Source organism: Hymenobacter fastidiosus (assembly GCF_039539565.1).
GTDB lineage: Bacteria > Bacteroidota > Bacteroidia > Cytophagales > Hymenobacteraceae > Hymenobacter > Hymenobacter fastidiosus.
The window spans coordinates 143,857-156,175 of sequence record NZ_BAABDJ010000002.1; the positions used below are offsets into that span (position 1 = coordinate 143,857).

10 protein-coding genes are annotated in these 12,319 nt (G+C 61.2%); 9 read left to right on the plus strand and 1 reads right to left on the minus strand.

What is annotated here, in order from left to right:
* Positions 1–233 precede the first annotated feature (233 nt).
* The 4 genes from ABD833_RS01395 (at position 234) to ABD833_RS01410 (ending at position 4,080) form a co-directional block, all read left to right on the plus strand.
* Positions 234–1,400, plus strand: a complete 1,167-nt coding sequence (locus tag ABD833_RS01395) for a sensor histidine kinase (protein ID WP_345070472.1) — start codon at positions 234–236, stop codon at positions 1,398–1,400.
* On the plus strand, positions 1,397–2,149 hold the full coding sequence (locus tag ABD833_RS01400; RefSeq protein WP_345070473.1) for a LytR/AlgR family response regulator transcription factor: 753 nt from the start codon (positions 1,397–1,399) through the stop codon (positions 2,147–2,149). The genes ABD833_RS01395 and ABD833_RS01400 overlap by 4 nt, the downstream gene beginning before the upstream one ends.
* Before the next feature lie 167 nt (positions 2,150–2,316).
* The gene (locus tag ABD833_RS01405; RefSeq protein WP_345070474.1) at positions 2,317–3,120 is read left to right on the plus strand and encodes a DUF4097 family beta strand repeat-containing protein; all 804 of its coding nucleotides are present in this window, start codon (positions 2,317–2,319) and stop codon (positions 3,118–3,120) included.
* A 156-nt stretch (positions 3,121–3,276) separates the two neighbouring features.
* Positions 3,277–4,080 carry a DUF4097 family beta strand repeat-containing protein gene (locus tag ABD833_RS01410; RefSeq protein ID WP_345070476.1) on the plus strand — a complete coding sequence of 268 codons (804 nt, stop codon included), beginning with the start codon at positions 3,277–3,279 and terminating at the stop codon, positions 4,078–4,080.
* Positions 4,081–4,289: 209 nt separating this feature from the next.
* On the opposite strand, the gene ABD833_RS01415 is transcribed toward ABD833_RS01410, so the two are convergent.
* On the minus strand, positions 4,290–5,279 hold the full coding sequence (locus ABD833_RS01415; protein ID WP_345070477.1) for an MBL fold metallo-hydrolase: 990 nt from the start codon (positions 5,277–5,279) through the stop codon (positions 4,290–4,292).
* 419 nt (positions 5,280–5,698) lie between these two features.
* On the opposite strand from ABD833_RS01415, the gene hutU reads away from it, so the two are divergent.
* The 5 genes from hutU to ABD833_RS01440 all read left to right on the plus strand — a co-directional run bounded on the left by hutU (position 5,699) and on the right by ABD833_RS01440 (position 12,276).
* A complete protein-coding gene (gene hutU, locus ABD833_RS01420; protein ID WP_345070478.1) occupies positions 5,699–7,498 on the plus strand; it encodes a urocanate hydratase in 1,800 nt (599 codons plus the stop codon).
* Positions 7,499–7,564: 66 nt separating this feature from the next.
* Entirely contained in the window at positions 7,565–8,578 is a 1,014-nt protein-coding gene (locus ABD833_RS01425; RefSeq protein WP_345070480.1) for a hypothetical protein, read from the plus strand.
* A 548-nt stretch (positions 8,579–9,126) separates the two neighbouring features.
* A complete protein-coding gene (locus ABD833_RS01430; RefSeq protein ID WP_345070481.1) occupies positions 9,127–10,308 on the plus strand; it encodes an aminopeptidase in 1,182 nt (393 codons plus the stop codon).
* Between the two features lie 234 nt (positions 10,309–10,542).
* Positions 10,543–10,767 carry a hypothetical protein gene (locus tag ABD833_RS01435; RefSeq protein WP_345070483.1) on the plus strand — a complete coding sequence of 75 codons (225 nt, stop codon included), beginning with the start codon at positions 10,543–10,545 and terminating at the stop codon, positions 10,765–10,767.
* Between the two features lie 378 nt (positions 10,768–11,145).
* Entirely contained in the window at positions 11,146–12,276 is a 1,131-nt protein-coding gene (locus ABD833_RS01440) for a redoxin domain-containing protein (protein WP_345070484.1), read from the plus strand.
* Positions 12,277–12,319 lie beyond the last annotated feature (43 nt).

The following is a 12,319-nucleotide window of genomic DNA, read 5'->3' on the forward strand; positions in this document are numbered from 1 at the left end:
CACCCTACTTCCTTTTCGCGAACCATTTCGTGAGGAGTATAAACCCCGGCGCTTTCGCTTGCTCTCGGTTAACTGCTCCGCTTGGGAGCTGCTGTACGCAGCATCCGGCGGCACACGAAGCGGGGCGAGGAACTGGTCGTCAAGTTGGCTACCTTGTTTCTTGCGGCTGAGTAAGTCAGGGCCGACCGAATAACCGCCGCTTGTTCGGCCCAACCACAAGAGAGAACTGCCCGGTGCTAACTTCTGAAAATAGAGCTGCCGACCCCCGGGCCCTGGAGCCCCGGCCGCGCCTCACGGCGCGGGACCTGGCGGCCATGGCCGTTTTCTACCTGGTGTTTGCCGGGTTTTACGCCTGGGTTATTGCCTACGCCGTGCGGGAATTCCAGCCGAACGCCCTGCCCGACTATCTGGTGCGGGTGGTGCTGCTCGACTATCCGCTGAAGGCCCTCTGGACCCTGCCCGTGTGGTGGCTGCTGTTTCGGGGGCCGCTGCGGCGGGCTGCCGGCCCGGGGCGGCTGCTGGCGCATCTGGCGCTGGCGCCCCTGTGGGTGGGCGCGTGGATTGGGAGCTACTACGCCCTGCTGCGGGGCCTGGGGCTGGGGGGCATCGCCGGCGACGGCCGCATCTGGGATATCTACATTCCGACGCTGTTCTACGGGGTGCAGTTCGGCGTATTTCACGTGGTGGAGTTCACCCGGCGGCTGCGCTGGCAAAGTGGCCGGGAGCAGCAGCTGCGCCAGCAGGCCCACCACAGCGAGGTAGCCGCCCTCAAAGCCCAGCTCAACCCGCACTTTCTGTTCAATACCCTCCACGCCATCAGCGCCTCCGTGCCGCCCGAGCTGGAAGCCACCCGCGGGCTGATTGCGCGCCTGGCGCACACCTTCCGCTTCGCCCTGGAGGCCTCCCGCCAGGAGCTGCTGCCCCTGGCCGACGAAATCAGCTTCCTGCGGGCCTATCTGGAGCTGGAGCAGTTTCGCTTCGGGGCGCGGCTGGCCACGGAGGTTGCCGTGGCGGAAACGCTGCTGGCCGTGCGCATTCCCCCCATGCTGATTCAGCCGCTGGTGGAAAATGCCGTGCGCCACGGGCTGGCCCCCAGCGTCAGCGGCGGCACCGTGGGGCTGCTGATTGAGCCGGCTGGCCCGGCCGCCATCCGCGTGGTGGTCGCCGATACGGGCGTGGGGCTGCGCGGCCAGCTCCCGGCCGGGTTGCTGCTCAGTCCGGCGGGCCTGGGGCTGCGCAATACCCACGCCCGCCTGCTGGCGCTGGGCAGTCCGGGCCTCGAAATCAGTCCTAACTCACCCCAGGGCCTGCGCGTCAGCTTCGTGCTGCCCTTGGGCCCCCCGCTGCCCGCCGCCCCGCGGGGGGCCGCCGTGCTCACCCCTATTCCTGCCTCCGCATGAACGTGCTGCTCATCGACGACGAAGCGCCTGCCCGCACCATCATGCGGCAGTACCTGGCCGATTTCCCTCAGCTGGTGATTGTGGGGGAGTGTGCCGATGGGCTGGCCGCCGTCGAAGCCATCCGACGGCTGCGGCCCGAGCTGATCTTCCTGGATATTCAGATGCCCGGGCTGACGGGCTTTGAGGTGCTGGCCCAGCTCGAGGAGGTGCCCCGAGTTATCTTTTCTACCGCTTACGACCAGTACGCGCTGAACGCGTTTGAAGCCGGAGCCCTCGACTACCTGCTGAAGCCCTACGACCGGCCGCGGTTCCGCCAGGCCGTGGAGCGGACCCTGGCCCGGGCTGCCGCGCCGGATGCGGCCCTCCAGCAGCTGCTGCTGCGACTGGAAGAAAAGGCCGCCGGGCCGCAGCCGCCGGCAGCTTTCCCCGCGCGGTTGTTCGTGCCCCACGGAACGCGTTTGCAGGCCGTGCCCGTACGCGAAATCCGGTACGTGGAAGCCGCCGGCGACTATACCACCCTGCACACCGCCGCGGGCCAGTTTCTGAGCAACCTGGGAATCTCGCAGCTGGCGCAGCGCCTCGATCCGCGGCAGTTTATCCGCATTCATCGCTCGGTGCTGGTGGCGCTCGATGCCGTGCACGCCCTGGAGCGCGACGGGTCCGGGGGCTACTACGCCACGCTGACCGGCGGCCATACCGTGCGCGTCAGCCGCTCCTACGCCGAAGTGCTGCGGCCGCTGCTGGGCTAGTATTTTGTAGCGATGCCGGAAGGGTAAAAGTCAGCCGAAAGGTACTGCGGAACAATATTCGGCTTCGGTAATAAGTATCTACGAAATATTTCGTTGTTTCGGGCAACGCTTCCGGCCCGGGCCGCATCTGCCCCCTAAACCAACCGTCACTTTCTTTCCCTGCTCCTATGAAAACTTTGCTTTCTGCCCTGCTACTCGGCCTGGCTTCGTCCGCCGCCCTGGCCCAGACCGCGCCGGTCTTCACTTCTGCCTGCGACGACCGCAACTCCGGCAGCAGGACCAACAAGCGGTTCTGCGAAACGCGTGATCTGACCATGGCCGGCCCCGGCAGCCAGACGCTGACCATCGACGGCCGGACCAATGGCGGTATTTCGGTGACCGGCTGGGATGGTACCGACGTCCGGGTGCGGGTTAAAATATCTGCCTGGGCCAAAACCGACGCCGACGCCACCGACCTGGCCAAGGGCGTTGCCATCAGCACCAGCGGCAATACCCTGCGCGCCATCGGGGCGAAAGGGCTGCTGGAAGGCTGGGCCGTAAGCTACGAGGTGTTTGTGCCCCGCAAAACGGCTTTAGCCCTGAATACCGTCAATGGTGGCATCAGCCTGAGCAACCTGGAGTCGAGCATCAGCTTCGAAACCGTGAACGGGGGTATTGCCCTGAGTAACGTGGCCGGCCAGGTGAAGGGCCAGACCACCAATGGCGGCGTAAGCATCAATCTGACCGGCAGCAAGTGGGAAGGCGAGGGACTCGACGTACAAACTACCAACGGCGGCATCACCTGGAGCCTGCCCAAAGACTACTCGGCCCAGCTGTACACCAGTACCAATGCGGGTGGTATTTCCGCGGCGGGTCTGCCGGTTACCAAATCCGGCCTGATGTACAAGGAAATCACAGCCACCCTGGGGCAGGGCGGGGCCAGGGTGAAGGCCGTAACCACCAACGGCGGCATCAAAGTGAACCGGGATTAGTCTTGGCCAGACCACCAGTAAAAAGCAGCGCGGGCCCCGGCTCGCGCTGCTTTTGGTTTATTCGCCGTCCGGCCGCGCCGGGGCAACTATTAGGCAGCATTTGTGCTTGTGGGCACGAGCAACCTGCTGTCTGGCCTCCACCCCGCGCCATAACCCATGAAAACCCCGTTTTTCGCTTTAGCCCTCACCCTGCTGACCGGTTTTGCCCGGGCCCAGACGGCTCCCGTATTCACCACGCTGTGCGGCGACGGCACCTTTACCAGCAGCAGCAGCAAGCGCTACTGCGAAACCCGCGACAAAATCCTGCCCGCTCCCGCCGGGCAGGGTATCACCATCGATGGCCGTTCCAATGGGGGCATCACGGTGAAAGGCTGGGACGGGCCCGACGTGCGGGTGCGGGCCAAAATCCTGGCCTGGGGTAAAACCGACGCGGAAGCCCGCAAGCTGGGCCAGAGCATCACCATCCGGGCCCAGGACTATACCCTGCGGGCTGAAAGCACCGCCGACGGCGAGCTGGGCTGGGCCGTGAGCTACGAGGTGTTCGTGCCCCGCAATATGGCCCTGACGCTGCGTACGCTCAACGGCGGCATCAACCTCAGCGACCTGCTGGGTCCGGTGACCTTCGAGGCGGCCAACGGCGGTATTTCCCTCGTCAACGTGGGCGGCAGCATTCAGGGCCGCACGCTGAACGGCGGTATCCGCATCAGGCTGACCGGCCCCAAATGGGTAGGCGAGGGGCTCGACGTGCAGACCACCAACGGCAGCATCACCTGGGATTTGCCCAAAGCCTACTCCGCCCGGCTCTACGCCGCTACCACCATTGGCACCATCAGCGCCGGCAAGCTGCCCGTGACGAATTCGGAAACCCTGCAGAAAGTGGTGACGGCCACCCTGGGCCAGGGTGGTGCTCCAATGAAAGCGGTGACCGTGAAGGGCAGTGTTAAGATAAACCAGCTGTAAGCCTCACCCCTCCAGCCTCCTCTCCCAGGGGAGAGGGGGAGCCAGTCGTCAGCAACGAAAACCGGCCTTCAACTTAGCAGTTGAAGGCCGGTTTGGTGAGGGTAGCGCCGCTGCCTGGCCTGGTAGCAGGGGAGGCAAAAGCCGACGCTGCGGCACACTGTATAAGGCCCCCCCCGGCTCCCTTGGAAAAGGGAGCCGGGGGGGGAGGCTTACTCCGGCGCCTTGCCCGTGCGCGGGTTGCGGGGCGTTTCGGAAGTCGGGCGCGGGTACTTGTTTTGCTGGCCCTTCCGCTGCTTTTTCACCAGCAGCGCCACACCTACCATGGCGGCCACGCCGGCGGCCGCAATAGCCAGCCTGCCACGCAACGGGTCTTGGGCGGCCTGAGGAACCGAGACAACGCCATTGGCATCGAAGCGGGCGGGTTCGGAAACGTAACGACCGTGTTTGGGCATGGGAAAGTTGTCGGCCAGGTGCTGGAGCTGTTCGGTGTATTTGGCCCCCTGCACGGCCGGGCCGTGGCCGCAGCCGATGGCGTCGGGGCGCAGGGCGGCCAGCTGCTGCACTGAGCTGCGCACCTGCTCCCAGTCGTAGTTGAAGGGCGCGCCGGCCACGCTGATTTCGGGCAGCATCAGCAGCAGGCTGGGCACCGATTCATGGTTGGCGGTAGCAAAGGCATCACCGCCCAGCAGAGTGCGGTCCGACTCGCGGAACAGGGCCAGGTGGCCGGGGGCGTGGCCGGGCGTGTGCAGCCAGCGCCATTCGGACAGGTAGGGCACGGCGTCCGAGTCGGTCGGTAGCTTCTGCATCAGGTCGGAATACTGGAACGACTGGGGCGGGAAAAACCGGGCTACCAAAGCCAGGGAGCCCCCGCCGTCGACGGTGGGGTCGGCGGGCGGATACACGGCTTTGGCGGTCAGGAAGGGCATTTCCAGCGGGTGGGCCAGCACCGGTACTTTCCAGTGCTCGGCCAGGGCCCGCACCGAGCCCGCATGGTCCATATGACCGTGGGTCAGGATGATGGCCGCGGGGTGGGTGCCGGGGTAGAACAGCTTGTCGGCGGCGGCAATGATGGCCTTTTCCGAGCCCGGCAGGCCCGTGTCGACTAGCACCCACTCGCCCGGCTGCCTGGTTTCGACGAAATATAGATTGACAAACCGCTGGATGGTGAGCTGATGGACGCCCTTGGCAACTTGTTTCATAAGATCAGTAGCTTGAGTGAGAGGAAAAGTGATTACGCAGAAATGCCCGTCGTGGGTATAACTGAGTCCAGTAGCCTGACTTGATGCTACGCTATTCTTTTGTGCGGTCATCCGGACCCCAGCGCATAACCTTTCTGCTGCTTTACTGACCAGGCCTATGTATTGCATAAACCCTTTACCTCGCTACAGTGTCGGATTACTCCTCACGCAGTGGTTCGCGAAAAGGAAGTAGGATGCGGGGCTTGCCCCCGCCCTACTTCGTGCTGAGTATAGCTTGGTGAAAAGGCTGGTCGCCCACGCCGAGGCAGGCTTTTCACGGAACTCGGGACGACCGCAGGAAAAGCAGGCGCAAAGAGCAACAGCGGAGAAGGGCGAAAAATATAACTTGCTACCCCACTCACCGCCCCCAATTCCCGCCCATGCCGCCCTCCGCCCCCGATACCCCCGAGCTGAACCTCGAAGCCACCAGCCAGTCCGATAAAACTACGTCTGGCACCCCTCCCAAAAGGGGAGGGGCCGGGGGAGGGGCTACCACGCGGCCGATGTTCTACGAGTACCAGCCCGCGGAAACGGTGCGGGCCCAGCACGGCACCACGCTGCGCTGCAAAACCTGGGAAGCCGAGGCGGCCCTGCGCATGCTGGAAAACAACCTCGACCCCGCCGTGAGTCTGGTCTACGACGAGCTGATCGTGTACGGCGGGGCCGGCCGCGCCGCCCGCAACTGGAAGGAGTACCAGACCATCGTCAAGACCCTGAAAAACCTGGCGCCCGACGAAACCATGCTGGTGCAGTCGGGCAAAGCGGTAGGCGTGCTGCGCACCTGGGCCCACGCCCCGCGGGTGCTCATCGCCAACTCCAACCTCGTGCCCGCCTGGAGTACCCAGGAGTATTTCGACGAGCTCGACAAGCTGGGCCTGATGATGTACGGGCAGATGACGGCGGGCTCCTGGATCTATATTGCCACCCAGGGCATTCTGCAGGGCACCTACGAAACCTTCGCCGCCGTGGCCGACCAGCACTTCGGCGGCACCCTGGCCGGCACCGTCACCGTCACGGCCGGGCTGGGCGGCATGAGCGGGGCCCAGCCGCTGTCGGTGACCATGAACGACGGCGTGTGCCTGGTTGTCGAGCCCATCGACGAGCGGGTGAAGCAGAAGGTGCGCGAAGGCTACCTCGACGAGCAGGCCCGCGACCTGGACCACGCCCTGGCGCTCTGCGAGCAATACCGGCAGGCACGCCAAGGCTGGTCCATCGGCCTCACCGGCAATGCCGCCACGGTATTGCCGGAGCTGCTGGCCCGGAAATTCAACGTGGATATCGTCACCGACCAGACCTCGGCCCACGACCTGATGGACTACCTGCCCGAAGGCGACATCACCGAGGTGCTGGCCCTGCGCGCCGACAACCCCGGAGAGTTTAAGCGCCGGGCGCTGGCCTCCATCGTGAAGCACTGCCAGGCCATCATCGATATGCAGACCGCCGGCTCCGTGGCCCTCGACTACGGCAACAACCTGCGCGGGCAAGCCGAGAAAGGCGGCCTGAAGGTGCGCGACGACAACGGCCAGTTTCTCTACCCCGGCTTCGTGCCCGCGTATATCAGGCCTTTATTCTGCGAGGGTAAAGGCCCGTTCCGCTGGGTTGCCCTCAGCGGCGACCCCCAGGACATCCTGCGCATCGACCGCGCCCTGCTCGAAACCTTCCCCGACAACAAGATGCTGGCCCGCTGGATCGAAAAGGCTCAGGCCAAAGTACCCTTCATCGGCCTGCCCGCCCGGGTGTGCTGGCTGGGCTACGGCGAGCGGGAGAAGTTCGGCCTGGTCATCAACGACCTCGTGGCCCGGGGCGAAGTTTTGGCCCCCATCGTCATCGGCCGCGACCACCTCGACTGCGGCTCGGTGGCCTCGCCCAACCGCGAAACCGAAGGCATGAAGGACGGCTCCGACGCCGTAGCCGACTGGCCCCTGCTCAACGCCCTGGCCAACTGCGCCAGCGGCGCCGACTGGGTGAGCCTGCACAACGGCGGCGGCGTAGGCATCGGCAACTCCACCCACTCCGGCATGGTGATAGTAGCCACCGGAACCCCCGAAAAAGCCGAGCGGTTGAAGCGGGTTTTGACCACGGACCCTGGGATGGGTGTTTTGCGGCATGCGGATGCGGGGTATGAGATTGCCCAGAACGTGGCCCGGGAACGGGGCGTGCAGATTCCGGGGCGGGAGTAAAATATCTTAAATCGGGTGTGCAGTCACAATCAATATTTTTCTCAATAGGTTAACCGGGATCATATAATGTCTGTAATAAGTCCTCTTGCTACTCTTTGCGGAGTGTTGCAAACTGTTTGTAGAAGCGCTGCTGCTGATTCAGCGTTGTTAAAGAAGAATGAAGCGGCGACTAGAGCAGCTTTGATTGATCCAGTTTTAAGGGTATTTGGCTGGGATACAAGTAATGTAAGAATGGTTGAGCCTGAGAAGACCATTGGAGGGGACTTACGGGTAGATTACTTATTATTCGATTCTTCAGGTACACCTCAAATTGTTATTGAAGCAAAATGCCTGGGCGAGAATTTGGAAAAACATGGATATGTAAGCAAAGTGTTAGGCTATGCATTGGGGTTTAAAGTGCAAACCGTATTTATAACAGACGGTATTAACTGGCATTGTTACACTAATCTTAATAAAGGCGCCATTGAGTCGTTTAGTTTTTGTCTATCTGAAACAACATTGCTGCAAAGTGCAGTCCAGTTTATTCAATTATTGGATGCTGCACATTGTGGCTATTCTGGCTATTTAAATGGTTATAGCTATAAAGATAGTATTGACAGCACAAGTCAAATATTAGATAAAGTAGATGGCGCTTTTATGAAGTCATCTAACAATGTAAAGAGCCAAATAAAAAATATCAAGGGTTCGTCGAATGAAACTCAATCGCCACCCTTTATAGAACTGGCAAAAATCAAGGGCCTAAAGTTAGAAAATGGTCAGAAACCCACGCTATTGAAGCTGCCTGATGGTAGTGTGTTATCCATCAAAATATGGAAAGATATTTTGGTCGAGTCTTGCAAGTTTATTCTTGCTAACAACCTTGATATATCGCTGCCTCTTTCTGATAAAGCTGGGAAAACTAGAAGTTTATTTTATTTAGAGAAGCCTATCAAAGTATCAAGTATTCAGGCTAAATATAAAGGCAGGTCTATTTATATAGCTACGAATTATAGTGCGAAAGATTGTATAGATAATGCACTGTATGTGCTAGCAATGGCCCCTAAAGATCTGAATTTAGAGAAGGCTGCCGTTTCCTTCTGAGGCCATAATCTGACGTGAACTTGTGCTTGACACTGCAGCAAAGGTTGTATCTCAAATCCTGCGTCAGCGGTACCCCGCTGCTTATCTCCACAACTGACGCGAACTGGTAGCTCGTGACCAGCCCTGATGTGGAGGCTGTAATTCCACAGCCGCGCCACCAGCAAACCGATACCGCGCCGCCCCAGCAAACCGGGGCGGCGCTTTTCGTTCCGGCGGGCGGGCGTCGGGGACGCGTGACCTACTGGCGCCGCGTCACAGGCGCGAATCATCCGCACCGGTCCATACACTGTTCTAACGGGTTCCGGGGCGAAAACCCCATGGGCATCTCCAGCGGGGGGCCAAAAGAAGCTGTCCTTGCTATAATGTTTTTACTATATATAATATTTAACTTGTTATATAGCTCAGGGCGACATAACGCTTTGCTGCTGGACAGTTGGGGCCCATAGCCGTTCGGGGAGGCCAGCTGCGATTGGCTGTCCCGAACGGCTAACTTTTTCACCTTCAACCCTATTCCAATGGTAAGTCGTGATGTATTAACCGGTTGTTTGATGGGTTTGCTGCTGGCAGCGGGCCCGGTGTGCGGGCAGAATTACGAGCAGATGGCCAAGCAGATTGTCAACACGTCGGCCGGGGTGAAGGCGGGGGATGCCGTCATCATTACCGGCGGCAAGCACACGCTGCCCTTGATGGAGGCCGTGGCCGTGGAAGTAGCCCGCACGGGTGGTCAGCCGACGATGATGATGACCACCGACAAAGTGGAGCGGACGATCAACATGGAAATGCCGGAGGCGGCGATAATGCCGGAGAAAAGCAACAACTGGATGCTGCAGGCCGATGTACTGATTTCGCTGCCCCAAAACGAAGACTCCCGCGCGGTAATGGACGGCATGAGCCCGACCCGCAATGCGAAGTTTGCCCAGGTCAACGCCGAAAGCGGATTCAACCAAAAGCTTGACGCCAGCAAGCTACGGGGAGTGTTTGTGAGCTACCCCAACAAGAGCTTCGCCGCTAATCAGCAGCTGGATCTTGCCAGTTACGAGCAGATGGTCTGGGCCGGCATCGGGACCGATTATACGGCCGTGGCGGCGCAGGCGCAGCAGCTGAAACAGGTCCTGTCGTCGGGCAAGAAAATGCGCGTTACTTCGCCCTCGGGCACCGACCTGACCCTGCAGCTGGCCGCGCGGCCGGTATTCGCCGACGACGGCGTGGTGTCGGCTGCCGATCAGCAGGAAAAGCTGGTGTATAACCGCACGGCCCGCCTGCCCGGTGGGCTGATCTACGGGAGCGTGGACGAAACATCGGCCACGGGCAAGCTGGCCGCGGCCACCGGCACGCTGACGGGTAAGCCCCTGAAGGGCTTCAAAGCCGACCTGCAAGGCGGCAAGCTGACCAACGTACGGGCCGATGCGGGCGCTGAAACCTTCCAGCAGTGGATGGGGGCCTACGACGCCGCGGCTATGCAGATCAGCACCTTTTCCATCGGCCTGAACCCGGTGATGAAGCCCCAGGAAGACAAGGGCTACAACCCGAGTACCGCCGCGGGCATGGTCTATCTGGGCATTGGCGACAATGAATTACAGGGTGGCCGAAACAAGTCGGCCGGGGGCTATTCATTTGCTATTGCCAACGCAACGGTAGAAATAGACGGCAAGGCAATTGTGCGCAATGGCCAGCTCGTGTCCTCGTCCATGGCCAGTGCCGCGCCCATGCGTAAGAAGGCCCGTAAATGATCCGGCCCGGCGTACTCAATTGCCGCCAGGCAGCGGTGCCGCGTGACTCTAGTCAGCGCCAATCCGGCGCGGGTTCAGCGTAGCGTAACTCGTAATCAGCCATGAGTGGAGGTTGTGCCTCCACTACCGCGCCGGCGGCAAACCGGCTTCGCCTCGTCGTACAACACCAGTAAAACCCGCCTCATGCTTCCCTGCGCCAAAGGCACCCCGCTTTGAGTACCACTTCAAAGCCCCATGAAACGAGTGAAACAGCTCACCAGAGCCTTCGGCCGCGTTGAGGGAAGCCGGCTGATCGACTTCCCGGCCAAATTCTCCACCGTGCAGGTGGCGCGGGTCGTCTTCGGCAACGCCCGCGGGTGTTCCGTCTGCTTCCCCCACGGCCCCGAAACCGACAACGCCACTCGGGCCAGCCCGCAACAAAGCTGGAAACGGCACCGCCGGGCGCAGTGGAAAGTCTGACCCCCAAAACCGCCCCGCCGAGCATCCTCGGCGGGGCGGTACCACGTCTGCCCAACCCCTGCACCTGGGGCGGCGCTTCCCTGGCATTCTGGCCGTTTCCCTTGCTCACCCGCTTCAGCAGTGACGCCAGCGAAAACGTTCGCGCCTTTTTTGGGCTCATTTCCTTGTCCCTCGGGCTATCCGGGGCCCGCACAACCACCCAGGTCTGACGCGAAGCTATCCGCGCCGTTCGCCTACTTTGGGCGGGCCGCTGGGGCAGATACCAGAAACCAAGGGGCCCGCGTTTAGAAACGTGCGTCAGCGCCGAAGATTCTGCTTCCTGGGTGCTATCATTAACCAGAATTTTACTTTGCTTCCTTCTCTTCCATTTTAGCTCCTATGAAAAAACACCTATTGAGTTTCCTGCTATTGGTGCCGGGCCTGGCGCAGGCGCAGGCCCCGGTTCCCTACACCGTGAAAGGGAAAATCGGCCAGCTGAACGCTCCCGCCAAAATTTACCTGCTGCGCGGGAATGAGGTACTGGATTCCGCGACGTTCAAAAACGGCACGTTCGAGCTGAAGGGCACCACGGATGTGCCCCAAAGCGCAAGTCTGGTGATCAAGCGCAACGGCAAGCTGGGAACTGGGGTGTATGGGGAGATGGATGTTGCCCAGGTATTTCTGGAGCCTGGCCCGGTGGTGCTCACAAGCCCCGAGCTGTTGCGGAAGGCCACCATCACGGGTGGTCCGGTAACGGCGGATAACCAACGGCTCCAGGCCGCCCTGAAGCCGATTTCCGCTAAGATGGAAGCGTTTGGAGCGGAGTCACAGAAGGTGCCGTCGGAACAGCGGAATTCTCCGGCTTTTGCGGAGCGTATGCAGGCTCAGTTTGAAGCCTTCAATAAGGAAATAGTCCAGCGTAACCGGGATTTTATCAAAGCCAACCCGAATTCCTGGGTGAGCCTGGACGCGCTGACGGGCATAGGCATGTGGGAGGTGCCGCAATACGCGGTAGTGGCCCCGCTCTACGAGGCCTTCAGTCCGGCTCTCAAGAACAGCCCGCAAGGCCGCCAGTACGGTAAAATGGTGCGGGAGCTCAAGGATATAGCCATTGGCACGCAGGCTCCCGCGTTCAGTCAGCAAACGCCCGAAGGCAAGACCGTGGCGCTGGCCGACTACCGGGGCAAGTACGTGCTGATTGATTTCTGGGCCTCGTGGTGCGGCCCCTGCCGGGCGGAAAACCCCGCCGTCATCAAGCTGTATAACGAATACAAAGGCCGCAACTTCGAAATTCTGGGCGTATCGGTCGATAACGAGAAGACCCGCGAGAAATGGGTGAAGGCCATTCAGGAAGACCACCTGACCTGGCCCCAGGTATCGGACCTGCGCGGCATGGACAACGAGGTTGCGCAACGCTACCACGTTCGCGCGGTGCCGCAGAATTTTCTGATCGATCCGACGGGTAAAATCGTAGCGGCCAACCTGCACGGGGAAGACCTGAAAGCGACGCTGGCCCGCTATATCAAGTAGGGGGGAGTTACCCTGGGCTCCTGGCCGGCCGCTCCCCAACCCG

What these genes read in the sequence shown, in the direction of transcription:
- ABD833_RS01415 (WP_345070477.1), bottom strand. Translation starts at nt 5,279, where the DNA reads ATGAAACAAGTTGCCAAGGGCGTCCATCAGCTCACCATCCAGCGGTTT.
- ABD833_RS01410 (WP_345070476.1), top strand. Translation starts at nt 3,277, where the DNA reads ATGAAAACCCCGTTTTTCGCTTTAGCCCTCACCCTGCTGACCGGTTTT.
- ABD833_RS01405 (WP_345070474.1), top strand. Translation starts at nt 2,317, where the DNA reads ATGAAAACTTTGCTTTCTGCCCTGCTACTCGGCCTGGCTTCGTCCGCC.
- ABD833_RS01430 (WP_345070481.1), top strand. Translation starts at nt 9,127, where the DNA reads ATGGGTTTGCTGCTGGCAGCGGGCCCGGTGTGCGGGCAGAATTACGAG.
- ABD833_RS01425 (WP_345070480.1), top strand. Translation starts at nt 7,565, where the DNA reads ATGTCTGTAATAAGTCCTCTTGCTACTCTTTGCGGAGTGTTGCAAACT.
- hutU (WP_345070478.1), top strand. Translation starts at nt 5,699, where the DNA reads ATGCCGCCCTCCGCCCCCGATACCCCCGAGCTGAACCTCGAAGCCACC.
- ABD833_RS01400 (WP_345070473.1), top strand. Translation starts at nt 1,397, where the DNA reads ATGAACGTGCTGCTCATCGACGACGAAGCGCCTGCCCGCACCATCATG.
- ABD833_RS01435 (WP_345070483.1), top strand. Translation starts at nt 10,543, where the DNA reads ATGAAACGAGTGAAACAGCTCACCAGAGCCTTCGGCCGCGTTGAGGGA.
- ABD833_RS01440 (WP_345070484.1), top strand. Translation starts at nt 11,146, where the DNA reads ATGAAAAAACACCTATTGAGTTTCCTGCTATTGGTGCCGGGCCTGGCG.